Source organism: Salinibaculum rarum, assembly GCF_030505615.1.
GTDB classification, from domain to species: Archaea; Halobacteriota; Halobacteria; order Halobacteriales; family Haloarculaceae; genus Salinibaculum; species Salinibaculum rarum.
This window is the reverse complement of sequence record NZ_CP129992.1, coordinates 2,003,854-2,027,318: the sequence shown is the minus strand read 5'-3', so window position 1 is coordinate 2,027,318 and position 23,465 is coordinate 2,003,854. Positions and strand designations below refer to the sequence as shown.

21 protein-coding genes are annotated in these 23,465 nt (G+C 63.7%); 15 read left to right on the top strand and 6 right to left on the bottom strand.

Annotated elements, in window-relative coordinates; translation table 11 throughout:
* Window positions 1-4 precede the first annotated feature (4 nt).
* From QYL91_RS10705 to QYL91_RS10685, 5 genes are all read left to right on the top strand, one after another.
* The gene (locus QYL91_RS10705; RefSeq protein WP_302080493.1) at window positions 5-1,351 is read left to right on the top strand and encodes a ribonuclease J; all 1,347 of its coding nucleotides are present in this window, start codon (window positions 5-7) and stop codon (window positions 1,349-1,351) included.
* A gap of 3 nt (window positions 1,352-1,354) precedes the next feature.
* Complete coding sequence (gene idsA3, locus QYL91_RS10700) at window positions 1,355-2,389, top strand: geranylfarnesyl diphosphate synthase (RefSeq protein WP_302080492.1); 1,035 nt, start codon at window positions 1,355-1,357, stop codon at window positions 2,387-2,389.
* A 45-nt stretch (window positions 2,390-2,434) separates the two neighbouring features.
* Window positions 2,435-3,376 carry an ArsA family ATPase gene (locus tag QYL91_RS10695; protein WP_302080491.1) on the top strand — a complete coding sequence of 314 codons (942 nt, stop codon included), beginning with the start codon at window positions 2,435-2,437 and terminating at the stop codon, window positions 3,374-3,376.
* Between the two features lie 55 nt (window positions 3,377-3,431).
* Window positions 3,432-4,223 (top strand): enoyl-CoA hydratase/isomerase family protein, encoded by a 792-nt coding sequence (locus QYL91_RS10690; RefSeq protein ID WP_302080490.1) that lies wholly within the window; start codon window positions 3,432-3,434, stop codon window positions 4,221-4,223.
* Window positions 4,224-4,327: 104 nt separating this feature from the next.
* Window positions 4,328-4,837 carry an Lrp/AsnC family transcriptional regulator gene (locus tag QYL91_RS10685; RefSeq protein WP_302080489.1) on the top strand — a complete coding sequence of 170 codons (510 nt, stop codon included), beginning with the start codon at window positions 4,328-4,330 and terminating at the stop codon, window positions 4,835-4,837.
* A 53-nt stretch (window positions 4,838-4,890) separates the two neighbouring features.
* Here the strand turns inward: QYL91_RS10685 and QYL91_RS10680 are convergent, their stop codons facing one another.
* Window positions 4,891-5,169, bottom strand: a complete 279-nt coding sequence (locus QYL91_RS10680) for a UPF0058 family protein (protein ID WP_302080488.1) — start codon at window positions 5,167-5,169, stop codon at window positions 4,891-4,893.
* 89 nt (window positions 5,170-5,258) lie between these two features.
* Window positions 5,259-5,477, bottom strand: a complete 219-nt coding sequence (locus QYL91_RS10675) for a ribbon-helix-helix domain-containing protein (RefSeq protein ID WP_302080487.1) — start codon at window positions 5,475-5,477, stop codon at window positions 5,259-5,261.
* 235 nt (window positions 5,478-5,712) lie between these two features.
* On the opposite strand from QYL91_RS10675, the gene QYL91_RS10670 reads away from it, so the two are divergent.
* Together QYL91_RS10670 and menD are read left to right on the top strand one after the other, a co-directional pair.
* Window positions 5,713-7,059 carry an isochorismate synthase gene (locus QYL91_RS10670; RefSeq protein WP_302080486.1) on the top strand — a complete coding sequence of 449 codons (1,347 nt, stop codon included), beginning with the start codon at window positions 5,713-5,715 and terminating at the stop codon, window positions 7,057-7,059.
* Window positions 7,056-8,804 carry a 2-succinyl-5-enolpyruvyl-6-hydroxy-3-cyclohexene-1-carboxylic-acid synthase gene (menD, locus tag QYL91_RS10665; protein ID WP_302080485.1) on the top strand — a complete coding sequence of 583 codons (1,749 nt, stop codon included), beginning with the start codon at window positions 7,056-7,058 and terminating at the stop codon, window positions 8,802-8,804. Before QYL91_RS10670 ends, menD begins: the two co-directional genes overlap by 4 nt.
* A 9-nt stretch (window positions 8,805-8,813) precedes the next feature.
* Here menD and QYL91_RS10660 read toward each other — a convergent pair whose 3' ends face one another.
* Window positions 8,814-9,179, bottom strand: a complete 366-nt coding sequence (locus tag QYL91_RS10660) for a hypothetical protein (protein WP_302080484.1) — start codon at window positions 9,177-9,179, stop codon at window positions 8,814-8,816.
* A gap of 144 nt (window positions 9,180-9,323) precedes the next feature.
* Here QYL91_RS10660 and QYL91_RS10655 point away from each other — a divergent pair, with 144 nt between their 5' ends.
* Entirely contained in the window at window positions 9,324-9,560 is a 237-nt protein-coding gene (locus tag QYL91_RS10655) for a hypothetical protein (RefSeq protein WP_302080483.1), read from the top strand.
* A 239-nt stretch (window positions 9,561-9,799) separates the two neighbouring features.
* Entirely contained in the window at window positions 9,800-11,086 is a 1,287-nt protein-coding gene (gene dinB, locus QYL91_RS10650; protein WP_302080482.1) for a DNA polymerase IV, read from the top strand.
* Between the two features lie 222 nt (window positions 11,087-11,308).
* On the opposite strand, the gene QYL91_RS10645 is transcribed toward dinB, so the two are convergent.
* Window positions 11,309-11,656: a hypothetical protein gene (locus QYL91_RS10645; protein ID WP_302080481.1), complete on the bottom strand. Its 348-nt coding sequence runs from the start codon at window positions 11,654-11,656 to the stop codon at window positions 11,309-11,311.
* An 84-nt stretch (window positions 11,657-11,740) separates the two neighbouring features.
* Entirely contained in the window at window positions 11,741-12,319 is a 579-nt protein-coding gene (locus QYL91_RS10640) for a DNA-3-methyladenine glycosylase family protein (RefSeq protein ID WP_302080480.1), read from the bottom strand.
* A 430-nt stretch (window positions 12,320-12,749) separates the two neighbouring features.
* Here QYL91_RS10640 and QYL91_RS10635 point away from each other — a divergent pair, with 430 nt between their 5' ends.
* Window positions 12,750-13,817: an mRNA surveillance protein pelota gene (locus QYL91_RS10635; RefSeq protein WP_302080479.1), complete on the top strand. Its 1,068-nt coding sequence runs from the start codon at window positions 12,750-12,752 to the stop codon at window positions 13,815-13,817.
* 112 nt (window positions 13,818-13,929) lie between these two features.
* Window positions 13,930-15,174, top strand: coding sequence for a sensor histidine kinase (locus QYL91_RS10630; protein WP_302080478.1), 1,245 nt, complete (start codon window positions 13,930-13,932; stop codon window positions 15,172-15,174).
* A gap of 3 nt (window positions 15,175-15,177) precedes the next feature.
* Here QYL91_RS10630 and QYL91_RS10625 read toward each other — a convergent pair whose 3' ends face one another.
* On the bottom strand, window positions 15,178-15,951 hold the full coding sequence (locus QYL91_RS10625; protein WP_302080477.1) for an MBL fold metallo-hydrolase: 774 nt from the start codon (window positions 15,949-15,951) through the stop codon (window positions 15,178-15,180).
* A 118-nt stretch (window positions 15,952-16,069) separates the two neighbouring features.
* Between QYL91_RS10625 and leuS the strand changes: the two genes are divergently transcribed.
* The 4 genes from leuS (at window position 16,070) to QYL91_RS10605 (ending at window position 23,454) form a co-directional block, all read left to right on the top strand.
* Entirely contained in the window at window positions 16,070-18,706 is a 2,637-nt protein-coding gene (gene leuS / locus QYL91_RS10620) for a leucine--tRNA ligase (protein WP_302080476.1), read from the top strand.
* 84 nt (window positions 18,707-18,790) lie between these two features.
* Window positions 18,791-19,978: a pyridoxal-phosphate-dependent aminotransferase family protein gene (locus QYL91_RS10615; RefSeq protein ID WP_302080475.1), complete on the top strand. Its 1,188-nt coding sequence runs from the start codon at window positions 18,791-18,793 to the stop codon at window positions 19,976-19,978.
* Window positions 19,979-20,382: 404 nt separating this feature from the next.
* A complete protein-coding gene (locus tag QYL91_RS10610; RefSeq protein ID WP_302080474.1) occupies window positions 20,383-23,130 on the top strand; it encodes an ATP-dependent helicase in 2,748 nt (915 codons plus the stop codon).
* A gap of 78 nt (window positions 23,131-23,208) precedes the next feature.
* Window positions 23,209-23,454, top strand: coding sequence for a hypothetical protein (locus QYL91_RS10605; RefSeq protein WP_302080473.1), 246 nt, complete (start codon window positions 23,209-23,211; stop codon window positions 23,452-23,454).
* Window positions 23,455-23,465 lie beyond the last annotated feature (11 nt).

Genomic DNA, 23,465 nt, shown 5'->3' with positions numbered 1-23,465 from the left:
TACCATGGAAGTCGAAATTGCAACAATTGGCGGATACGAAGAGGTCGGCCGACAGATGACGGCCGTCCGTGCCGGAGACGACGTCGTCGTCTTCGACATGGGGCTGAACCTCTCGAAGGTACTGATTCACGACAACGTCGAAACCGAGCGGATGCACTCGCTGGACCTCATCGATATGGGCGCGATTCCGGACGACCGCGTCATGTCTGACCTCGAAGGCGACGTGAAGGCCATCGTGCCGACCCACGGTCACCTCGACCACATCGGCGCCATCTCGAAACTGGCCCACCGCTACGATGCACCCATCGTGGCGACGCCGTTTACCATCGAGCTGGTCAAACAGCAGATTCAAAGCGAGGAGAAGTTCGGCGTCCAGAACGACCTCATCAAGATGGACCCCGGCGAGACGATGTCCATCGGTGACCACAACGAACTCGAGTTCGTCAACGTCACCCACTCCATCATCGACGCCATCAACCCCGTTCTGCACACGCCAGAGGGGTCGGTCGTCTACGGACTGGACAAGCGGATGGACCACGACCCGGTCATCGGCGACCCCATCGACATGGAGCGGTTCCGCGAGATTGGGCGCGAGGGCGAGGGCGTCCTCTGTTACATCGAGGACTGTACGAACGCGGGCAAGAAAGGCCGGACCCCCTCCGAGTCGGTCGCCCGTCGCCATCTCAAGGACGTAATGTACAGTCTCGAGGATTACGACGGCGGCATTGTCGCGACGACGTTCTCCAGTCACATCGCGCGTGTCAAGAGTCTCGTCGAGTTCGCAGACGACATCGGCCGCCAGCCGGTGTTGCTCGGTCGGTCGATGGAGAAGTACTCCGGCACCGCCGAACGGCTGGACTTCGTCGAGTTCCCCGACGACCTCGGGATGTACGGCCACCGGAAGTCCGTCGACCGCACGTTCAAGCGAATCATGAACGAGGGCAAGGAGAACTTCCTGCCTATCGTCACCGGCCACCAGGGCGAACCGCGCGCGATGCTCACACGCATGGGCCGTGGCGAGACGCCGTACGAACTGGAAGCCGGCGACAAGGTCATCTTCTCGGCCCGAGTCATTCCGGAGCCGACCAACGAGGGACAGCGCTACCAGTCCGAGAAACTGCTCGGCATGCAGGGCGCCCGTATCTACGACGACATCCACGTCTCGGGCCACCTCAACAAGGAAGGGCACTACGAGATGCTGAATGCGCTCCAGCCCGAACACGTTATCCCGGCCCACCAGGACATGAGCGGGTTCTCGGACTACGTGAACCTCGCCGAGGGCATGGGATACAAGATGGGTCGAGACCTGCACGTCACACGGAACGGGAACATGATTTCCCTGGTCGAGTAAGCAATGTCTGGACAGCAGGCGGTCGAAGCGGCAATCACGACGCGACGCGGAGACATCAACGATGCCCTCGACGAGGGACTCCCACTGCAGGAACCCGAGGAGCTCTACGAGGCATCTCGCTACCTGCTGGAGGCTGGCGGCAAGCGACTCCGCCCGACGATTCTCCTGCTGGTCGCAGAGTCACTCGCTGACATCGACCCCGAGGCCGCGGACTACAGTTCCTTTCCCACCGCGGACGACGACCCCATCGACGTGATGGAGGCCGCAATCAGCGTTGAGATTATCCAGTCGTTTACCCTCATCCACGACGACATCATGGACGACGACGACGTCCGGCGTGGCGTCCCCGCCGTCCACCAGGAGTACGGGCTCTCGACGGCGATTCTGGCCGGCGACACGCTCTACTCGAAGGCCTTCGAGCGGATGCTCGAAACCGGCGCTCGCTCCGAGCGGTCCGTGCAGGCCCTCTCAGAGCTTGCGACGGCCTGCACCCGGATTTGCGAGGGGCAGTCACTCGACATCAGCTTCGAGCGACGCGGTGCCGTCACGCCCGACGAGTACCTGGAGATGATCGAGCTGAAAACTGCCGTGCTGTACGCAGCATCGGCGGCGATTCCGGCGATGCTGTTGGGCTACGAGGACGCAGTCGACCCGCTGTACGGCTACGGGCTCGACATCGGCCGGGCGTTCCAGATTCAGGACGACCTGCTCGACCTGACGACGCCGACCGAGAAACTCGGAAAGCAGCGCGGGAGCGACCTCGTGGAGGACAAACAGACGCTCGTCACCGTCCACGCCCGCCGGAACGGCGTCGACGTGGACAACCTCGTCGAAGCCGACAGCGTCGAAGCGGTGACCGAGGCGGAAATCGACGCCGCAGTCGAGCGCCTCGAAGAGGCAGGCAGCATCCAGTTTGCCCGCGAGAAGGCCCAGACCCTCGTCCAGAGCGGAAAGGAGAACCTACAGACACTCCCCGACAACGAAGCACGCGACCTGCTCGAAGGCATCGCAGACTACCTCATCGAGCGCGCGTACTGACTGTTCCTGCGGTGCGTTTTTGTCGCTGCTGGCCGACGTCTGCGTATGCCATCGGTTATCCTCTACGGTGGGAAAGGCGGCGTCGGCAAGACGACGTGTGCTGGTGCGACCGGCTGGGGGAGTGCCGAGGCGGGCCACGAGACGCTGGTCGTCTCGACGGACCCCGCTCACTCGCTTGGAGACGTCTTCGAGACGACGGTTACGAGTACACCGACAACGGTCAGGTCCGGCCTCGATGCGGTGGAAGTCGACCCGGGAGAGGGAACAGCACAGTACGAGGCGCTGTTCGAGGCGCTCGCCGACGACCTCGGCGGCGCGGGCATCGACCTGGACGATGCCGGACTCAGGGACCTCTTTCGCTCCGGACTCGTCCCAGGGAGCGACCAGCTGGCCGCACTCTCGACACTGGATACGTACAGCGACGACGACGACCGATACGACCGCGTCATCTTCGATACGGCACCCACGGGACACACGCTCAGACTGCTCGACCTTCCGGAGGCCGTGGGGACTGGCGTCGAGACTGCACTCTCGGTTCGCGAACAGGTCTCCCGGAAGACCGATGCCGCGAAGACGATGCTGTTTGGTCCCTACGCCGCGATGGGCGATGACGACGACGACCGGGCCTTTACCGACCTGCTCGGGGAGATGGAGCGGGTCGCGACACTGCTCCGGGACCCGGCCCAAACCGAGTTTCGGGTCGTCTGTCTCCCAGAACGGCTGGTCCTCGCCGAGACGGAGCGACTGGTCGAACAACTCCGGGACGCCGACGTCCCGGTCGGCCGCCTCGTCGTCAATCGCGTTCTCGACGACATCGACGAGGACTGTGCCCGGTGTACTGCCCAGCGCGCCGAGCAAAAGCGCGTCCTCGAGGACATCGAGGCGACGTTCGAGCAGTTGGACATCGTCGACCTGCCCGACCTGACAGGGGAGACGAGCGGGACTGCAATCCTCGACGAACTGGCGCCGTTCCTGACGGGCGAGTGAGACTCGATAGCTAGCCACCCAGCACTTATTCCATTGTCCCCCGTCCAGCGACAGTATGACCGAACTCGTTCGAACCGACGTTACCGACGAGACGGCGACGATTACCCTGGACAATCCCGATGCCCGTAACGCACTCTCTGTAGAGTTGGCAACGCAACTCATCGATGCCGTCGCAGAGGTCGAGAACACCGATGCGCGCTGTCTGGTCGTGGAAGGGGCGGGTGGCTACTTCTGTGCGGGCGGAGACATCAAGGCGATGGTCGAAGGCGTCTCGGCCGACGTCGATATTGACGAGCGCGTCGACCGGTTCGGACTGCCCATCAACCACGCCGTCCAGGCAGTCTACGAGTGTCCACTCCCGACGATAGCGAAAGTCGACGGCCCCGCGTTCGGTGCCGGCGGGGCTCTTGCAATCGCGTGTGACGTTGTGTTGGCAAGCGAGCGCGCACGGATTAGCTTCGGCTTTCGGCAAGTCGGGTTGTCAGTCGATTCCGGGACGTCGTATCTCCTCCCGCGCCAGGTCGGAGAGAACGTCGCGAAAGAACTGGTCTACACCGGCGAACTAGTCGACAGCGACCGCGCGAACCGTCTCGGCCTGTTCAATCACGTCTACCCCGACGACGAGTTCCAGGAGCGGGCCCAGGAACTCGTCGACACGGTCGCGACTGGGCCGACCGTCGCCCTCGAAGAGTCGAAACGGCTCATCGAAGCAGGGCCGAGCCGTACCTTCGCGGAGGCCGTCGACGCTGAGGCCGACGCCTTGCGGACCACGCTCGCGACGGCAGACCACGCGGAAGGGGCACAGTCGTTCGTCGAACAGCGCGACCCGGAGTTCGAGGGACAGTGAGGCAGACGGCGTACCTTCGTGGGAATTAGGAGCGTTCTACCTTGTTCTTAATTTACATTTCACCGTAAACCACATTTCACCAGGTAGTGAACAGGTGGTAGACCATGGACGATGCGCCAGACTGGGAGTTCAGCGAGCGGGACATCTGCATCCTCAAGGAACTCTCGCGTGACCCGCAACTATCTTCGCGAAAGCTAGCCGATAGGTTGGCCGAAGAGTACGACATCGACGTCTCACACGTCACCGTCAGCGAGTCCGTCCGAAAGATGCGCGAAGAAGGCGTCTTTCGGGATGCCATTCTCATAAACGAGGCGTACTTCAACTTCACCCTCATGGAGTTCAAATTCGACACGAGCGAGTACGCCGACCGGTGGCGGGAAGCGATGGAGTACATCCGCGACGACGAGCACACACTGTTTTACTCGCTGTCGACGGGCACGTACCAGTGGAAGACCATCATGATGTTCCCCGGGCGGGAGGCAGAGTCGCGGTGGGTCCACGAGTTCTACAAGGAACACGGCGACGCAATCGACAATCTCCGCAACCACGCCCTGCACAACGTGTTGAAGTTCCGGACGGACCCGGGGCTGTTAGACACGTTAAAAACGGAGTAAGGCAGCAACGACTGCTCAGCGCACGCGTGTACCGCGACGAACAGGTGGTGACCCTACAGTTTGCGCTCGGCGTCCTCGGCGAGTTCCTTCATGCGCTTGCCGACACGGCCGGCGTCCGAGAACTCGTCTTCGCTCATCGCGTTTGCGAGTGCGTTCCCGAGGACGAACACGGCGTGTTTGTGCTCGCTTTTGGACATGTGGACGTCCGAGGGGGTCACGTCGAGTTCCTCGTAGGGGTCAAACAGCGTGCTGTCGACCTGTTCGAGGTCGCTGAAGTACTCCATGATGGTCACCATCTGTTCGTGGAGCTCGAGCAGTTCGTCTTTGTGCATACTACTAGTAATGGTGCGGTTCCGATTTAAGGGTTGTTTGGGAGTCGCTACCAGAATTCGGGGACCAGTGTCTCGCGCCGCCTGCGAGGTCAGAAGACGTACTCGTCGTCGTGGCCCATCATCCCGTCGTCTTCGAGCCCGCCGGGTTCGTCGTCGTCGTCGCTTGGGCCACTCGTCTTGTACGCTTTCAGACCGGTCGAGAGGAGGTCCTCGATAGCTTCCTCGCGGTTGAGGAACTCGCCCTGTTCGACCAGCTGGGCGATTTGCATCTCGAGATGTTCCGGAATCGTGATCTCTACCTTTGGCATCTCAACGGTGGACGCTTCGACTGAGGGGTATTTAAACCTGACGGGGGTTGTTCAGTCTCGCACAAAAACAACACCTGCTTGGCAGAAGGGAAGTTGGTCTGAGTAAATATTTTCTTCCCGAATATCGTATATCTCTCGGCGTTTCGATAGTATATCGCGCCACCGGGCTCCCTGTCGGCGCTAACGGCCGGGCGTATAGTTAGGCTCAAACGTCGGGAAACCCTACAGGTGGTAGATGGAATCAGTGCGAGCCGACGGACAGGCGGTGCCAGTGTCGGAGGTCACCGGTGTCGTCCAGTCGTGTCCGGTCGAGCGTCCGTCCGTGCGGCCCATGCTCCAGGCCGCAGAGCGGCCCCGTCTGGCGTGGGGGGACGCCACCACGACATTCGTCGCCGGTGGAGCCGCCGCGGTGATTGCCGCTGACGGCAGAGAGCGTTTCGCGGCCGTCAGAGAGGCCGCAGACGGACTGTTCGACGGACTCCAGACGCCGGACACGCTCCACGACCACGCACGGCCCCGGCTGTTCGGCGGCTTTGCGTTTCACGAAAACCACGCCGACCCCGGCGGTGAGGACATCTGGAGTGGCTATCCCGGCGCCCAGTTCGTGCTCCCCGCGATACAGCTGACGATGACTACCGACGGGGCCTGGCTGACGGCTGCTGCGACCGGTGTCGACGCGGCCGACCGCGCCGCCGAGACCCTCGACAAGTGGCAAGACCGGCTGACCTCCGTGCCGGACCTCGCCCCGACAGGGCCGCCAGGTATCACGCATCGAAAGCCGACGCCGTCGAAAGACGGCTGGCGCGACCAGGTGCGCTCGGCTATCGACCAGGTCGACCGCGGCACGCTCCAGAAGGTCGTGCTGGCACAGTCGCTGACGCTCTCGCTCGAACGGGACGTCGACGTGCCGGACGCGCTCAGTCGACTGAGCCGAACCTATCCCGGCTGTTTCCGGTTCCTGTTCGAACCGGCCGTCGGGAGTACCTTCTTCGGTGCGACGCCGGAGCGGCTGGTGACTCTCGATGGGCGGACCGTCCGGACGGAAGCACTCGCCGGCTCGACCGGCCGGGGCGAGACCACCGACGAAGACGAGTGGCTGGCCACACAGCTTCGCGAAAGCGAGAAAGACGTCCACGAACACGAGATTGTCGCCGACGCGATTCGCGAGCAACTCGCGCCTCTCGCCGAGGACATCACGACGGGGAGTCGGACGATTCGCCAGCTCGACACCGTCCAGCACCTCCAGACGCCGATTCAGGCGGAACTGGCTTCCGACACGCACATCCTCTCGCTGGTCGAGGCACTGCACCCGACGCCGGCCGTCGGCGGACTACCGCCGGACGAGGCACTGCGGACGATTCGGGAGACGGAGGCGTTCGACCGGGGCTGGTACGCGGCACCCATCGGCTGGCTCGACGCCGACGGTGACGGGACCTTCGCGGTCGCCATCCGGTCGGCACTGGCAGGCGACCACTCTGCGACGCTGTTTGCCGGCGCGGGCATCGTCGCCGACAGCGACCCCGACGAGGAGTGGGACGAACTACAACTGAAGTACGGACCGATGCTCGACGAACTCGCATGACCGCGCCCAACCGCAACACGCTGTGGGGACAGACACTCGCCGACGAACTCGCCGCCGCAGGCGTCGACGCGGTCTGTCTCTCCCCGGGCAGTCGTTCGACGCCGCTGACCGTCGCCTTCGCCGACCACCCCGACATCGACGTGTTCTCCCATCTCGACGAGCGGTCGAGTGCCTTCTTCGCGCTTGGGCGTGCCCGTCGGACCGGTGACGTGACGGCCGTCGTCTGTACCTCCGGGACTGCGGCGGCGAACTTCCACCCCGCGGTGCTGGAAGCCAGCGAGAGTCGCGTCCCACTCTTGCTTTTGACCGCGGACCGCCCGCCCGAGTTGCAGGACAGCGGCGCGAACCAGACGACCAGACAGGAACACCTCTACGGCGACGCCGTCCGGGCGTACCGCACACTCCCGGAGCCGGAAGCCGACGCGCGGAAACTCCGCTCGCTCCGGGTGACTGCCGCCCGCGCGGTCCGTGACGCGACCGAAACCCCGGCGGGACCGGTCCACCTGAACGTTCCCTTCCGCAAACCGCTGGAGCCGACCGAAGTACCCGGCGACGTGCCAGACTCCTTCGCGACGGACGCGCCGCTGGCAGCGACGGGGCGCGACGGGCCGTTCGTCACCACGACGACCGGCACCGCGAGACTAGAGGAGGCCGACCTGCGGCGATTTGGCGCGCTCCTCGAGACTGCCGACCGGGGCCTGCTCGTCTGTGGCCCCTCGGACGGCCCGACTCCCTCCCGGGACGCACTCCGTGCGTTCACCGAGGCGACGGGCGTTCCCGTGCTGGCGGACCCGCTTTCGGGACATCGCTTTGGCGCACACGTCGACTCGGCGACGGTCTGTGGCGGGTACGACTCGTATCTCGACGGCGTCGACTGGCCCGACCCGGACGTCGTCGTCCGGACCGGGTTCTCGCCGACTTCGAAAGTACTCCGACAGTACCTCCGCGATTCGGACGCGCGACAACTGGTCGTCGACCCTGCCGGTGACTGGCCGGAAGCGGAGTTTACCGCGACCGACCACGTCGTCGCAGACCCCTCTGCGGTCCTCTCGGACCTGGCGGACGTCGTCGATACGACCGGCAACCCAGCGTGGCGCAAGCGCTTCGAGCGAGCGGAATCGCGCTACTGGGACGTAGTCGAGGACGCCTGCGAGGAATCGTACTTCGAAGGGGCGATCCTCCACGACGTGGCCACGCACTGTCCGGACCCGACGACGTTGTTCGTCTCGAACAGCATGCCCGTCCGTGACCTGGACCGCTTCGGCCGGCCACGGCCGGCGGCGCTGTCGGCGTACGGCAATCGCGGAGTCAGCGGCATCGACGGCATCACGTCGACGGCGCTGGGCGCCGGGAGTGCCACCGACGACCCGCTGGTGCTCGTCACCGGTGACATCGCGTACTACCACGACATGAACGGCCTGCTCGCGCTCGCGCGCTGTGACGTCGACGCTACTATCGTCCTCGTCAACAACGACGGCGGCGGCATCTTCCATATCCTCCCCATCGAGGACTTCGACCCGCCCTTTACCGAGCACTTCGAGACGCCCCACGGCCTCGATTTCGAGGCGACTGAAGACCTGTATGACCTCTCGTTCGAGCGCGTCGATGGCCGTGCTGCGTTCCTCGACGCTTTCGAGTCGTCCGTCGGCGACGGGACCACGACCGTCATCGAACTCCAGACGGACGGCGAGGAGAGTCACCGGTTCCGCGAGCGATTCCACGACCGAGTCTGCGAGCAGGTGTAGGAACGCAGGTCAGGAGTCGGATTCTTCGACGTCGTCGCCCAGTCGCGCGTCGACGATACGGTCCTCATCGGGGTCGATGAGAAGCCACACCTCGTCGTCGGCCATCTCGGCGCGTGCCCGGGCGCGAAATTCGTCTTCGACGCTCGCCAGCGGGTTACGCACGTCGTCGTCGGAGAGGGGCCGTTCGATACGAAGCAGGTACTCCCGTGAGACGGGTTTCTCGACGCTGTCTTCGACGCCGTTCTTTTCCGAGGCGAGGTACCCACACTCCGGACAGGCCCACCCGGAGACGACCTGTTTGAGTTCGGTTACGTAGATGACTTGCATCGGATGGTCGCAGTCCGGACACGGCCTGTCGCTTTGCTCGATAGTCATTGGCGGGTCGTTGTCGACTCGACGGCGGCCACTGTCTCGAAAGTGTCGCCTTCGGTTTCGGTGTCCCGTGTCTGACGAACAACTAAGAGCAGGGGCTGACAATCGGATGGTAACACGCCACAGTGCGTGCTGGGAGGTACACAGATGGGAGTTCACGACCCGACACACCGGGGCCAGTTGCTGGCCAGCCAGCGCCAGACCGAATCGACACCGAACCAGCCGACCTGTTGTTTCTGCGGGGGCACGCTCGCGGAAGAAGGAGGCGGCGAACGGGTCGAACACGTTCTGCCGGCCGGTGGCGGCCGCGAGGCCCGAACCGAGCGCTACTGTAGTCCGAGCTGTTTCGTCCGACAGATGGAGCAGGTCGGGAACTTCGAGTGAGCGGCGGCGATGTCATACTGTCAAAACACCCGTAACGGTTAAGTGTGATAGGCGTTAACATACGGGTGAAGCCCTGGTGAGCGGGGCTTCCGGCGGGAACGACCGTCGGCCGTTACAGTCAATTGGCACCGCAGTCCAGGCAACGCGCCCGGTGTAGGCCCGGCCGGCTACACCGTGGCACTTTTGCGTTCGATTCCTCGGAGAGAACCGCTTAACACCACCCAGCCCGTGCCGTCGGTATGGGCCGGCACGAGACGTTGCCGGGAGTGAGCGACGACAGCGAGCGGGTCGTGTGTCACGTCGATATGGACTGTTTCTACGCCGCGTGCGAACGCCTCCGTGAGCCGCCGCTCCGGGGCGAACCGGTCGTTGTCGGCATGGGGTACGAAGCCGACGAGTCACACGGGGCAGTCGCCACAGCGAGCTACGAGGCCCGCGAGTTCGGCGTCGAGTCGGCACAGGCAATCTCCGAGGCACTCGACGCGCTCCCGCGGAAAGTCGACGCCGCGAAAGACCCGTCGCTGAGCGTCGACGAGGCCGGCTTCTATCGGCCGGTCGACCTGGACTTCTACGAATCGATCGCCGCAGACGTGAAGGCGATTCTCCACGACGAGGCCGACAGGGTCAGAGAGGTCAGCATCGACGAGGCGTATCTGGACGTGACCGACCGGATAGACTGGGACGGGGACGTTCGCTCGTTCGGTCGCAGGCTCAAATCGCGCATCGACGACGAGGTGGGCGTCACCGCAAGCATCGGTATCGCACCCGCGATGAGCGCGGCCAAAGTCGCCAGCGACCACGACAAACCGGACGGGCTGGTCGTCGTCGAACCGGGCGACGTTCGGTCGTTTCTGGCTCCCCTCTCCGTTGAGCGCGTCCACGGCGTCGGTCCGGTCACGGCAAGCGAGTTTCGCGAGATGGGTATCGAGACGGCAGGCGACCTCGCCACAGCGGATGCGACACGCATCGAGGAGCGCTTTGGCGAACGCGGCCTTGAGGTCTATCGCTTCGCCCGCGGCGAGGACACCCGGCCCGTCGAGCCGAAGGGCCAGCCAAAGAGCCTCAACCGCGAGTCGGCGTTCACGGAACCGACCGCATCGACGGAGGCCAAACGCGACCGCGTGCGCGCCCTCGCAGCCGACGTGGCAGAGCGTGCACAGCGGGAGGGGGCGCTGTACCAGACCATCGGTATCAAGGTGGTGACACCGCCGTTCGACGTACACACGCGAGCGCGCTCGCTACCAGGACCAATCGAAGACGCCGACCTGGTGGAGTCGGTCGCGCTGGACCTGCTGACAGAGTTTGCCGACGACCGGGTCCGCAAACTGGGCGTCCGCGTCTCGAACCTGCAATTTACCGAGGAAGACCAGGCGAGTCTCGACGGCTGGGAAACCAGCGCGGATGTAGACGGGGACGGCGGTTCCGAGAACAATGGGATGGCCAACGAAGCAGACTCTGTGGACGCTCCTGAGAGCCAGCGGTCGGGGGAAATCGAGGGTCAGCAGTCGCTGTGGGACTTCGAATGAGCCGTCACAGTCCGGTATCCGGGACCCGCGTGTATCGGAGGTGTCTTGTAGCAACGGAAGAGAAGTAAGTGTAGACGGCACGGTCAGTCAGTACCTTTCGGCCCGCGTTTCGGCGTGTGGTTACTGCTGGCCGACCTACCCCGTCTGTTCAATACTCACGAGCCACAGCTATCGGAGTGCCAGAACGTACTCTCCTGCCAGCGGCGCCGCCCCAGTTAGGTCTCAGTCCAGTCCGCTTTCGAGATTGTTCAGCAGTTTGCCGACGAGCAGTCCCAATCGCGGGGAGATGTCGTCGTCGGCCGGCGGGTCCGCGGGCTGTGCGGCCAGCGTCTCGACGAACCGCTCGGAGTGGGTCATCGCCCGCAGCATGTCCACTACGTCGACAGTCAATCCCTCGTCGGAGGTGTCAAGTTCGGGGTGTCGGTCCCGTTCCTCCTCGGAGTAGACAATCGTCCAGGACGGCCCGCCGACAGTGTCGACGGCGTCCTCGACGGTGCCGACCTCCAGTGGACCGTCGGCCGTCCCGACGTAAATCGTGCCGTCCTCGACGGTAGTTTCGTAGCGAGCCATCAGAGCAGACCGCGTTGTGCGTGACTGTTCGGCGGCGAGGGACTAAACTGGGTGGGTCGTTCACGGGCCGTGCTCCGCGGTCGGTCACCCGTCAGCGGCCCGCCAGAGATACAGCGAAGCGTACGACCGGTAGGGCTGCCAGTCAGTCGCCCGCTCGCGCATCTGTGCACGGGTTAGCTCCGAGTCCACGACGGCGCTCATCCCCTGGCGAACGCCGAGGTCCTCGACGGGGAAGACGTCCGGGCGACCCAGACAGAAGAGCAGGAACATCTTCGCGGTCCAGGGGCCGACCCCGTGAATCTCGGTGAGTTCGGCGAGAACGTCCTCGTCGGAGTGGTCGGCAAAGTACGCACGGTCGTATCCCCGGTCGGCAAAGCGTTCGGCCACTGCGTTCACGTACTCGACTTTCGCTGCCGAGAGTCCAGCGTCCCGGAGCATCTCGGCGTCTGTGGCCAGAATCCCGGCCGGTGTCACTTCCACCCGATCGAACAGTCGCTCCCGGATGGCCGCCGCGGCGTCCATCGACACCTGCTGGCGGACGATGGAGACGACGAACCGCTCGAAGATGTCTTCGGCCGGCGCCAGCTCCAGGGGGCCGTGTTCCTCGACGAGCGGTGCAAGTACAGGGTCCGTTCGCAGGTAGTCGGCAGCCTCGCGAGACACAGCCGTGAATAGCAGCGCGAGGGATTTGAGAACGATGGTCGGCGCCTGTCTGAATCGCGATGGAGGGCCGCAGTGGCCGGCAGGTGCAGGCTGTCAGAGACAGTCAGCGGGGGGCAGGCGTTGTGGCCACCAGAGCGGCGGGTGCTGTCGCACGTCCCCACACGAGGCGGGTCGGGTCCCTCGGAGAGGGACCAGCCCTCGTCGCGTCAGCGGGGTAGACTGGGCGACGATGAGACTGCCATGCTCGGTGCGATGGCGACCAACCATCCGCAGGGGAGTCCATCCATCGCATCCTCTCGTACAACATCGGATATAAAGAGTCCCGATGAGGAGTTTCTGGAACGACAACTCTGGGAAAGGTATTTATACGACGGTCCGACCTGCGGCCGCGACCAGTAGCCACTTATCCGAAAAGCGCGGAGACCGGCGCATGCGCATTGCCGACCGGCAGACCGTCGAAGGTGGGCGTGAGCGATTGACGCTCGTGCCCGAGAGCCTCGACGACCTCTGGCATCTCTCACACGTCATCGAGCCGGGTGACCGCGTCGCGGGCGACACCACGCGACGCATCCAGCGCAACGACGAGCAACTCCGTGACACCGGCGGCGAGCGCGAGCACCTCTGGCTCGCACTCGATGTCGAAGACGTCGAGTTCGCGAAGTTCGCAAACCGACTCCGCGTTGGCGGGACCATCACCGACTGTTCACGCGAGGACCAGCTCGGCCTCCACCACACTATCAACGTCGAAGAACGGGAAGAACTGACAGTCGAGAAGCGCTGGAAACCGGACCAACTCGACCGCATCGAGGACGCCGTCGAGGCGACGGAAAACCCCGACGTGGCAATCGCCACCGTCGAAGAAGGCGAAGCACACGTCCACACCGTCGCCCAGTACGGCGTCGAGGAACGGGCGACCATCACCGCGCCGACCGGCAAAGGCGACTACGCCCAACCGCGTTCGGAACTGTTCGCGGACCTCACTGCCGTGCTAAAGCGTCTCGACGTGGAGGCGATTATCCTCGCCGGCCCCGGCTTCACGAAACAGGACGCGCTCGATTACATCGAGGAGAACACCCAGGGCCTGACCGAGAAAATCACCACCGTCGACACAAGCAGCGTCGGTGACCGCGGCGTCCACGAAGTCCTCAAGCGCGGTGCCGTCGACGAAGTCCAGAAAGAGACCCGCATCGCCGAGGAGTCGGAACTCATCGACGAACTCACCGGTCGCATCGCCGAGGGCACGAAAGTCGCCTACGGTCCCGAGCAGGTGGCGAAAGCGGCCGACTACGGCGCCGTCGAGCAGTTGCTCGTTCTCGACGACCGACTGCGTGCAGAGCGTGGCGGCGAGGGCGACTGGGACATCGACGCCGACACCGTCATCGAGACTGTCGAACAGAAAGGCGGTGAGGTCACCGTCTTCTCCGGGGAGTTTGCGCCCGGCCAACAACTGCGTAACCTCGGTGGCATCGCGGCGCTGTTGCGGTACAGACTGGAATGATATCGGCAGCGCATTGTAGCCCGACACTTCGAGTATCGACAGCCGAAATCGGCGAAACGGTTTTTTATACGGATGCCGTTTTTTACGCTACTTACCTCTCCAGTGGACTATAATGGCATCTGACGAACACTCTAAATCGCGTCGTGACGATAGTAAAACTGCACGAACGGTCGGGCAACTCGTGAAGTACAGCCGTGAACTGAACCAGAGTGACACGGTCGAGGAAGTCGGAACGTACGCACTGGAGGCGTCCGTCCACGTCATGGATGGACACCCATCACCCACAGTCACGGAAGTCTATCAGGGAGAGCTTCGCGTTCTCGAGAGTATGTCTCCCGGACTTTCGGCCGGGGACGAGGCGTCTGCGATTGCACAGCACGCATACGAGACGGGCAAGACAGTCATCCTGCCGGATGCCGCGACCAACGTCGAGTACACGACAGAAGATACCGTCGTCGTCAGCGCAGCCGACCTCGGTATCGAGGAGCCGGAAAGTGGGCTCACCATCGCCGCACCGAGTGTCTACAGCCAGGAGATAGGCGAGGTCGGCGTCATCATGACCGCCCGTTGGGACGCGCTCGGGCGCGTCGAGGAACACCACGTCAAGCCACTGGAGTACCTGGCCGACCACGTCGCGACTGCCGTCAACAACATTCGGGCGCGCGAGCGACTCGAACGCGCTCGCAACGACCTGGAGAAACGAAAAGAGTTGATAGAGGTCTACGACCGCCTGCTTCGACACGACCTGGGCAACGACCTGCAGGTCATCGCCGGGTTCTCCGACGCGATACTGGGACTCGTCGAAGACGACGAGCAACTCACGGAGTACGCCGGGAAAATAAACCAGACGGCGACCGACGCGGCGGACCTCATCGACCGCGTCGGCGACCTCGTCAAGACGCTCGAACGGGACGGCAACCTGGAATCGCGCGCCCTCGAACCAATTCTCACGGACGTCGTCGAGAACGTTGGCCTCAAGTTCGACCGACTCACGGTCGAGTACGACCCCGCCGACTTCGACTATCAGGTCTTCGCGGGCGATTTGCTCGACTCGATTTTCACGAACATCCTCTCGAACGCCGCGGTCCACAACGACGGCGAGATTGCCGTCGACGTGTACGCCGAAGAGCCGACCCCGGATACCGTCGTCGTCGGATTCGCCGACGACGGGGCAGGCGTCGCCGACGAAATCCGCGACGAGATATTCCAGATGGGGAAGAAAGGGCCCGAGAGCGACGGCACCGGACTCGGGATGGGGCTGGCTCGCGCCCTGACCGAATCCTACGGCGGAACCGTCGAGGTCCGGGACAGCGACCGCGGCGGTGCGGACTTCCGTGTCACGCTCGACCGCGCCTGACGCTCACTTTTCGGAGACGTCGATGGAGAGTTCGTCGCGAGCGATGCGAACGTCGCCATCGTAGTGGGTGCCAAGCGAGGAGAGCATCTCCTCGTGTTTGCCGTCGGTGTGTGGGTACAGGTGTGTCAGATAGACGCGGCCGAGTGTAGCGTCGGCTTCCGCGAGCGTCTGTCCAAGACTCGTGGGTGTCGGGTGATTCGAGACGTCGACCTCGTCTGGGAACGAGCAGTCGTGGACGAACACCGCAGAGCCGTCAGCGAACTCGACGAGGTCGGTAAACGCCTCGCTGTCGGCGCTGAAGGTGATTGGGCCGGCCTCGTCCGGCGACTCGAAGCGATAGGCCAGACAGTCCATCGAGTGACGCGTCTCCATGGCCCCGACGTCGAACCCCGCAATCTCGTGTGGGTCCGACTGCGGTGTAGGGTCGATGTCACGGACGGTGAGGGCAAGCCGGTCTTGCATGTACTCGTGGGTGTCGAGTAAGCCTTCGACCAGCGATTCGGTTCCCTCTGGGCCGAGGACGGTCAGTTCCTCCTCGCCGGCCAGCCAGCGCGCCTTCATCAGCGGGAGCAAGTCCGAGACGTGGTCGAGGTGGTGATGTGTCAGGAGGACGGTGTCGGCGCCCTCGTAGCCCGTCTGCGTCCGCGCGAGGGCGTGGAGAGCGCCGCTCCCGCAGTCGACCATGAGCGTGCTCTCGGCCGTCTCAAGCAACAATCCGGTCTGGAACCGCTCACCCGTCGGCATGGCGCTACCGGTCCCGAGAAACGTGAGTCGCATATCTGGCCACAGGCGGGTCTACCTGAAATGACTGTCTTCTGGGCACTCCTCGCGAGTGTCGGGGCGCCCGTCCGAACAATGATATGCTCGGGCGCCGGAGCACCAGTAACAGCCGTCTATGTCACAGCGGAGCTACAACCACGCGCGTGTTCAAGAGTATTGGCAATATGTGTGGGACCGGGAAGACGCCTACGAGTTGGCCGACGATGCCACGGACCCGACATACGTGCTGGGGATGTTCCCCTACACGTCGGGCAACCTTCACATGGGGCACGTCCGCAACTACGCGATTACGGACGCCTACGCCCGGTATCGGCGGATGCACGGCGACGACGTACTCCACCCGATGGGGTGGGATTCCTTCGGACTCCCTGCCGAAAACGCCGCCTACGAGCGGTATACGGACCCTGAATCCTGGACGGAAGCCTGTATCGCACAGATGCGCGAGGAGATGGAGGATATGGGCTTTGGCTACGACTGGTCCCGCGAGATAACGACCTACAAGCCCGAGTACTACCGCTGGAATCAGTACTTCTTCCGGGAGTTCTACGAGGAGGGACTCGTCGAGTACGAGGCCGCGACGGTCAACTGGTGTCCGGACTGCGAGACAGTGCTGGCGGACGCACAGGTCGTCGAAGGCGGCCACGACGGCAACACAGACGTCTGCTGGCGGTGTGAAACTGCGGTCACACAGCGGGAACTCGACCAGTGGTTCTTCTCGATTACCGACTACGCAGAAGAGTTGCTCGACGGGCTGGACGACCTCGACGACTGGCCCGAGAGCGTCAAAGAGATTCAGCGCAACTGGATTGGCAAACGCGAAGGGACGTCGGTAACCTTCGAGATTCCGGGCTATGGGAGCATCGACGCGTTCACGACGCGACTCGACACTATCTGTGGCGCCACCTATATCGCGCTCTCGCCCGGCCACGACCTCGTCGAGGACAGTAGAGACGGCGGTGTGGTCGCCGAGTACGTCGACGCCATCCGGGGCGACCACGACTACGGCAGCATGTCGGGTGTCAAGACCGACGCCGTCGCGGTCCATCCGGTCACCGGCGAGAAACTCCCAGTCTACGTCGCCGAGTACGTCCTTGACGACGTGGGAACGGGCGCGGTGATGGGCGTGCCCGCACACAACGAGCGCGACCACGCGTTCGCCAAGGAACACGACCTGCCCGTCGAACAGGTCGTCGAACCGGTCGACGGCTCCGCAGACGAATTGCCGGACAGTCCCTACACCGATGCCGGCATGGTGACAAACAGCGGCGAGTACAACGGACTGGCCAGTTCGGCCGCACGCGAGCGGATGCTCGAGGACATCGACGCCGTCGAGTCGGACGTGACCTACCGCCTCCGGGACTGGCTCATCTCCCGGCAGCGCTACTGGGGAACGCCGATTCCGGTCGTCCACTGCGACGACTGTGGCCCGGTGCTGGTGCCCGAGGAGGACCTACCCGTCGAACTCCCGGAGTTCGTCCAGACGACGGGGAATCCGCTTTCGCAAATCGAGTCGTTCGTCGAGACCGAGTGTCCGGAGTGTGGAGCACCCGCAAAGCGAGAGACGGACACGATGGACACGTTCGTCGACTCCTCGTGGTACTTCCTGCGCTATCTCTCGCCGAATCTGGACACTGCCCCGTTCGACACCGAGCGGGCCAATGACTGGCTACCGGTCGACGCTTACGTCGGCGGCGAGGAACACGCCGTGTTGCATCTGCTGTATATCCGCTTTTTCGCCCGCGCGCTTTCGGACATCGGGCTCCTGGACGAGCGCGAACCCGTCCAGCAACTCATCAACCAGGGGACGGTACTGTACGAGGGCGAGAAGATGTCCAAGACGAAAGGCAACGTCGTCAATCCCCACGAGTACGGTGCGGAGACGACTCGCCTGTTCGTCCTCTCGGCGGCCCACCCCGAACAGGACTTCGAGTGGACCGCCCGCGAGGTCAGCAGTTCCTACGACCTCCAGCAGACGCTGTTCGAGATGGTCCAGTCTTTCACGAACGATGCCGAGACGCGCGAGGACCGAGAGTCACACGACGAGTACGTCGCCCGCGAAATCGACCGCACTGTCGCCGCCGCGGCCGACGACTACGACCGCTTCCGGTTCCACCAGGTCGTCACGGAGATTCGAGCGCTCGCGCAACTGCTCCGGCAGTACCGAGAGTTCGACGCGCCAAACGAGGCGGTGTATCGCCGCGGCCTGCGCGTGCTGACACGCCTCGTCGCCCCGCTGACGCCGTATCTCGGGGAGGAACTGTGGAACATGCTCCGCGGTGACGAACTCGTCGCCCATGCCGACTGGCCCGAGCCCGAACACCCAGTGGAGGCTTACGACACCGAGCGCAGACTGGTGCGCAATCTCCGCGCAGACGTCCGCGACATCTTCGACGTGGCCAACATCGACGACGCCGAGGAAATCGAAGTCGTCGTCGCCCCCGAGTGGAAGTACCGCGCGTACGATATCGCGCGTGCGGCCGACGAGAGCGAGGCGCTCGTGGGCAAGATTATGACCGACGAAACGATTCAGCCCCACGGTAGCGAGGCCCAGTCGTACGCGGAAGCCCTGCAAGACCAGCGAAACCAACTGGAGCCGACGCTCGCACGCGACGAGGAGTTCGAACTCCTCGACCGCGCGTCGTGGCTGTTGCGCGACGAGTTCGGAGCCACGGTATCAGTCAGAAAGGCGACGGACGACGACGAGCGTGCCAGCAAAGCCCGCCCCGGCAAGCCGGCGGTCCACATCCGCTAAGCAACCCGGAGCCGGAGACTGGGGTGAGTTGTAGGGAGAAACCGTGGTCAGTCTTTTTGCCCTGCCACGACGAACACGTCCGATATGGACGAGATACCAGACGTCGGCGAACTCGTGCCGCCAGAGCGCACACTGCTCGGTCCCGGACCCAGTAACGTCCATCCGCGAGTCCTGCGCGCGATGGCGACGCCGCTGGTCGGCTATCTCGACGACTACTACGTCGACGTGATGGACGACGTCCAAGCGCTTTTGCAGTACGTCTTCCAGACCGACAACGAGCACACCTTCGCGGTCAGCGGAACCGGTACCGCGGGGATGGAGACGGCATTTACCAACCTCGTCGAACCCGGCGAGACGGTACTGGTGCCGTCGAACGGCTACTTTGGCAATCGGATGGGGCAGGTCGCAGAGCGTGCTGGCGCAGAACTCGTCACTGTCGACGCGCCGTGGGGCGAACCGCTCGACCCGGCGGACGTTCGAGCCGCGTTCGAGCGCCACCAGCCGACTGTCTTTGGCTTTGTCCACGGGGAGACCAGCACGGGCGTCCGTCAGCCAGCCGTCTCGGAACTGGCCGACATCGCCCACGAGCACGACGCGTACGTCGTCGCCGACACCGTCGCATCGCTTGGCGGCAACGAGTTTTACACCGACGAGTGGGGGCTGGACGTGGTGTACACCGGCTCACAGAAGTGTCTCTCCGCGCCGCCGGGCGTCAGCCCGATTACGTTCAGCGACCGCGCCGTCGAGAAGGTGCGTAATCGAGACACCAGGCCCCGGTCGTGGTATCTCGACCTCGAAGGCGTCTGGGAGTACTGGGGAGAGGAACGAAACTACCACCACACCGGCCCCATCTCGACGAACTACGCGCTGCGTGAAGCGTTGCGACTCGCCGGCGAGGAGGGCATCGAGAACGTCTGGGACCGCCACGAGCGCGTCGCCGGGGCAATCAAAGCCGGTGTGACAGCGCTAGGTGCGCCACTGGCCGTCGCCGAGGACCACTGGCTGCCCTCGCTCAACGCCGTCACCGTCCCCGACGGCGTCGACGACAGTACCGTCACACAGCGGCTGATGGACGAGTATGGCATCGAAATCGTCAGCGGCCTCGGCGCACTGGAGGGAGACATCTTCCGCGTTGGCTGTATGGGCCACTCCGCCCGGCCAGAGAATGCACTGTACTTCGTCACCGCCTTCGCCGAGGTGCTTGCCGACGAGGGCGCGGCTGTCAACCCCGCGAGCGGTATCGAGGCGACACGGCAGGCACTCTCGGAGTGATGGACGCGCTGTCGACCCCTAACCTCCAGGCGTGGCTGCGACACGGACACCAGTTTCGCTGATTGTCGGCCGGGCCGCGCCAAACTGTACTCTTTTTGTTGAAACTTCGAAAAGACTTTGACAACTGGTATCATACCCCAATACGAGGGGGACAGACAATGCTACTCAACCAGCGGTGTACAACGTGCAGGGAGAGGGTCACAACGACAGACCAGGTCAAGTGTGAAACCTGCGGAAATCACTTGCATTCCGAGTGTGAGACCTTCGAAACCAACTACGAGTGTCCAAGGTGCAGTGACGAGCTCTGGGTCGGCGCAGTCGAGTTTTAGAGAGCTCGTCAGGAGTTTTACTTTCAGCGCCCGCTCCAAACCCACAAGGGGATACAGTCCTCAGAGAGAAGCGAGATGGGAGAACGTGACCTGCTCGCCCAGCGGGACGTAGGCTTTGACCCAGCGAGCGTCGACATCGACGACGGCGACGTCCTCGATTTGCTCGAACCTGCGGTCCGCGAGTGGTGGGTCGAGGAGTTTGGCGCGTTCGTCCCCGACAACGAGGGGTTCTTCACCCCGCCACAGAAGGAGGCGATTCCGCTCATCCACGAGCGCGAGAACGCACTCATCTGCGCGCCGACGGGCAGCGGGAAGACGCTCGCCTCGTTTACCGGTATCATCAACGAACTGTTTCGCCGCGACCGCGAGCAGGGACTGGAAAACAGCGTCTACTGTCTGTACATCTCCCCGCTGAAGTCGCTGGCAAACGACATCCACCGGAATCTGGAGGTGCCCCTCGACGGCATCACCGAAAACCTAGACGACAGGGGCGAGGACGTGGAACTGCGCCACGCAATCCGTCACGGCGACACCAGCGACAGCGAGCGACAGGCGATGCTCGAGGAGACGCCGCATATCCTGAACACGACGCCGGAGACGCTAGCTATCCTGCTGAACTCCCCGAAGTTCAAGCAGAAGCTAGAGACCGTCGAGTACGTCGTCGTCGACGAGATACACAGCCTCGCGGAGAACAAACGAGGCACACATCTCTCGGTGTCGCTGGAACGACTCGAGGCGATGGCCGAGCAGTCGCCGACCCGCATCGGTTGTTCGGCAACGGTCGAACCGCTCTCGACGATGGCCGAGTTCCTGGTCGGGCGGGCGACCCCCGGCGGCGACCCGCGCGAGTACGAACTCGTCGACACCCGATTCGTTCGCGACTTCGATATGGAACTGACCTGCCCGACAGACGACCTGATTCACACGCCGTCGAACGTCGTCAACGACCGGTTCTACCAGCAACTCCACGATTTGATTGCCGAGCACACGAACACGCTCGTCTTCACGAATACACGTTCTGGCGCCGAGCGCGTCCTCCACAACCTCCGGGAGCGATACGACGACTACGACGAGGACAACTCGGGGTGTCACCACGGCAGCCTCTCGAAAGACCGCCGCCAGGACATCGAAGAGCAACTCAAAGCCGGGACGCTGGACGTCGTGACCACCTCCACGTCGCTGGAACTCGGTATCGACATGCCCCATATCGACCTCGTGGTCCAGGTCGGCTCGCCGAAATCCGTCGCGTCACTGCTCCAGCGGGTCGGCCGGGCGGGCCACCAACTCGGCGAGACGGTCACTGGTCGTGTCGTCGCGCTGGACCGCGACGAACTCGTCGAGTGTGCGGTCATGCTCAAGAAAGCCCAGGAGGGATTCGTCGACCGGGTCTTTGTCCCGGAGAACGCCCAGGACGTGGCCACCCAGCACGTCTACGGAATGGCAATCAACGGCCCACGACCGGAGCAGGAAATCGTCGACATTCTCCGGCGTGCCTACCCCTACCGGAACTACGGCGACGACAAACTGGAACAGCTGTTTCGCTATCTCACGGCCGACTACGACGGGATGGAGGACAAGAACGTCTACGCGAAAATCTGGCGCGACACCAACGACCCACCCGACGGGGAACACCACTACGAGGAGTACCCGGTCGGCGCGCAACTCATCGGAAAGCGTGGCCGCCTGGCCCGCGTCATCTACATGACGAACATCGGTACGATTCCGGATTCGTTTACCTGTGACGTGTACACCCGCAACAGCAAGGAGTGGGTCGGCCAGCTCGACGAGTCGTATCTCGACACGCTCGACAGCGGCGACGTGTTCGTTCTGGGTGGTGATAACTTCGAGTTCCAGTACCGGCGCGGCTCGAAGGTCTACGTCGACCGGACGAACGCGCGCCCGACCGTCCCGTCGTGGTTCTCCGAGCGGCTTCCGCTCTCGTATGACCTCGGGCGGGAGATTCTCCAGTTCCAGGGGGAACTCTGCGAGCGACTCGCTAACGGCGGTCGCTCGGAGGTGCGGGTCTGGCTCCGGCAGTTCCCGCTCGACGAGAACAGCGTCCAGGCCATTACGCGGATGTTCGACCAGCAGGTCCGGTACGCTGGCACGGAGAGTGTCGCGACAGACGAGCGACTGGTCATCGAGGAAGAGCTGGACCACGACGAGTACGAGCGCCACTACTACGTCCACTCGAACTACGGCCGCCGGTTTAACGACGGTATCTCCCGGCTGCTTGCCTACCACTGCGCCCAGCAGGCAAACGCCAACGTGAAAGTCGCTGTCGCAGACCACGGCTTCACGCTCTCGCTCCCGCTCAACCGGAAAGTCGACATCGCCGGCATCGTCACGGACCTCGACCCCGAGGACGTACGCGCAGACCTCCGGGCGAGTCTCGACGGGACCGACCTACTCGACAGGTACTTTCGCATCAACGCCACGCGGGCGCTGATGATTCTCAAACGGTACAAGGGCCACGAGAAGTCGGCCAGTCAACAACAGGTCAGCAGCGACATGCTGCTGGGGTTTGCAGCGGACCTGGAGGACTTTGCAGTCATCGAAGAGACATACCGGGAGATTCTCGAGGACAAACTCAACGTCGCGGGCATCGAGTCGGTGCTGTCTGACATCGTTTGCGACCGCCTCGAAGTGGTCCTGAAGCGGGTCGACTCACCGACGCCGCGAGCGTTCGGGCTGGCGACGCTGATGGCGAGTGACGTCGTGCTGGCCGAAGACGAGTCTGCGGTGCTCCAGGAGTTCCACGAGCGCGTGCTCGCGGAGATCGACGGCGAGACGATCGATGACGAAGCGGCCGTGACAGATTAACAGGGGGGGCCGGCGGAGAACCACCAGCGGACGGAGACCCGGGTGGTTTTTTACCACGACGGACCACGACTTCGAGTAATGGCGTCGCCCGAGTCGCTGGACGTCGACGACGTGTCACCGCAAGCCTGGCGACTCCTCCGGGTTGCCGCGGACTACGGCCAACGCGACGTCGAGACGGAACTCGACGACATCCAGCAGGCCCACGTCTCCATGCTGGAGTCGGGTGCCCGGGCGCTGTCCCCGTCTCGTCGGGCGGAACTGCTCGATTTGTACGTCGCAGAACTGACCGACGACCAGGTGCGGGCGCTGGTCGAGCACTTCTGAGCGACGGTCGG

Coding starts and splice junctions, on each gene's coding strand:
- QYL91_RS10705 (WP_302080493.1), top strand. CDS start 5: ATGGAAGTCGAAATTGCAACAATTGGCGGATACGAAGAGGTCGGCCGA.
- idsA3 (WP_302080492.1), top strand. CDS start 1,355: ATGTCTGGACAGCAGGCGGTCGAAGCGGCAATCACGACGCGACGCGGA.
- QYL91_RS10695 (WP_302080491.1), top strand. CDS start 2,435: ATGCCATCGGTTATCCTCTACGGTGGGAAAGGCGGCGTCGGCAAGACG.
- QYL91_RS10690 (WP_302080490.1), top strand. CDS start 3,432: ATGACCGAACTCGTTCGAACCGACGTTACCGACGAGACGGCGACGATT.
- QYL91_RS10685 (WP_302080489.1), top strand. CDS start 4,328: ATGGACGATGCGCCAGACTGGGAGTTCAGCGAGCGGGACATCTGCATC.
- QYL91_RS10680 (WP_302080488.1), bottom strand. CDS start 5,169: ATGCACAAAGACGAACTGCTCGAGCTCCACGAACAGATGGTGACCATC.
- QYL91_RS10675 (WP_302080487.1), bottom strand. CDS start 5,477: ATGCCAAAGGTAGAGATCACGATTCCGGAACATCTCGAGATGCAAATC.
- QYL91_RS10670 (WP_302080486.1), top strand. CDS start 5,713: ATGGAATCAGTGCGAGCCGACGGACAGGCGGTGCCAGTGTCGGAGGTC.
- menD (WP_302080485.1), top strand. CDS start 7,056: ATGACCGCGCCCAACCGCAACACGCTGTGGGGACAGACACTCGCCGAC.
- QYL91_RS10660 (WP_302080484.1), bottom strand. CDS start 9,179: ATGACTATCGAGCAAAGCGACAGGCCGTGTCCGGACTGCGACCATCCG.
- QYL91_RS10655 (WP_302080483.1), top strand. CDS start 9,324: ATGGGAGTTCACGACCCGACACACCGGGGCCAGTTGCTGGCCAGCCAG.
- dinB (WP_302080482.1), top strand. CDS start 9,800: ATGGGCCGGCACGAGACGTTGCCGGGAGTGAGCGACGACAGCGAGCGG.
- QYL91_RS10645 (WP_302080481.1), bottom strand. CDS start 11,656: ATGGCTCGCTACGAAACTACCGTCGAGGACGGCACGATTTACGTCGGG.
- QYL91_RS10635 (WP_302080479.1), top strand. CDS start 12,750: ATGCGCATTGCCGACCGGCAGACCGTCGAAGGTGGGCGTGAGCGATTG.
- QYL91_RS10630 (WP_302080478.1), top strand. CDS start 13,930: ATGGCATCTGACGAACACTCTAAATCGCGTCGTGACGATAGTAAAACT.
- QYL91_RS10625 (WP_302080477.1), bottom strand. CDS start 15,951: ATGCGACTCACGTTTCTCGGGACCGGTAGCGCCATGCCGACGGGTGAG.
- leuS (WP_302080476.1), top strand. CDS start 16,070: ATGTCACAGCGGAGCTACAACCACGCGCGTGTTCAAGAGTATTGGCAA.
- QYL91_RS10615 (WP_302080475.1), top strand. CDS start 18,791: ATGGACGAGATACCAGACGTCGGCGAACTCGTGCCGCCAGAGCGCACA.
- QYL91_RS10610 (WP_302080474.1), top strand. CDS start 20,383: ATGGGAGAACGTGACCTGCTCGCCCAGCGGGACGTAGGCTTTGACCCA.
- QYL91_RS10605 (WP_302080473.1), top strand. CDS start 23,209: ATGGCGTCGCCCGAGTCGCTGGACGTCGACGACGTGTCACCGCAAGCC.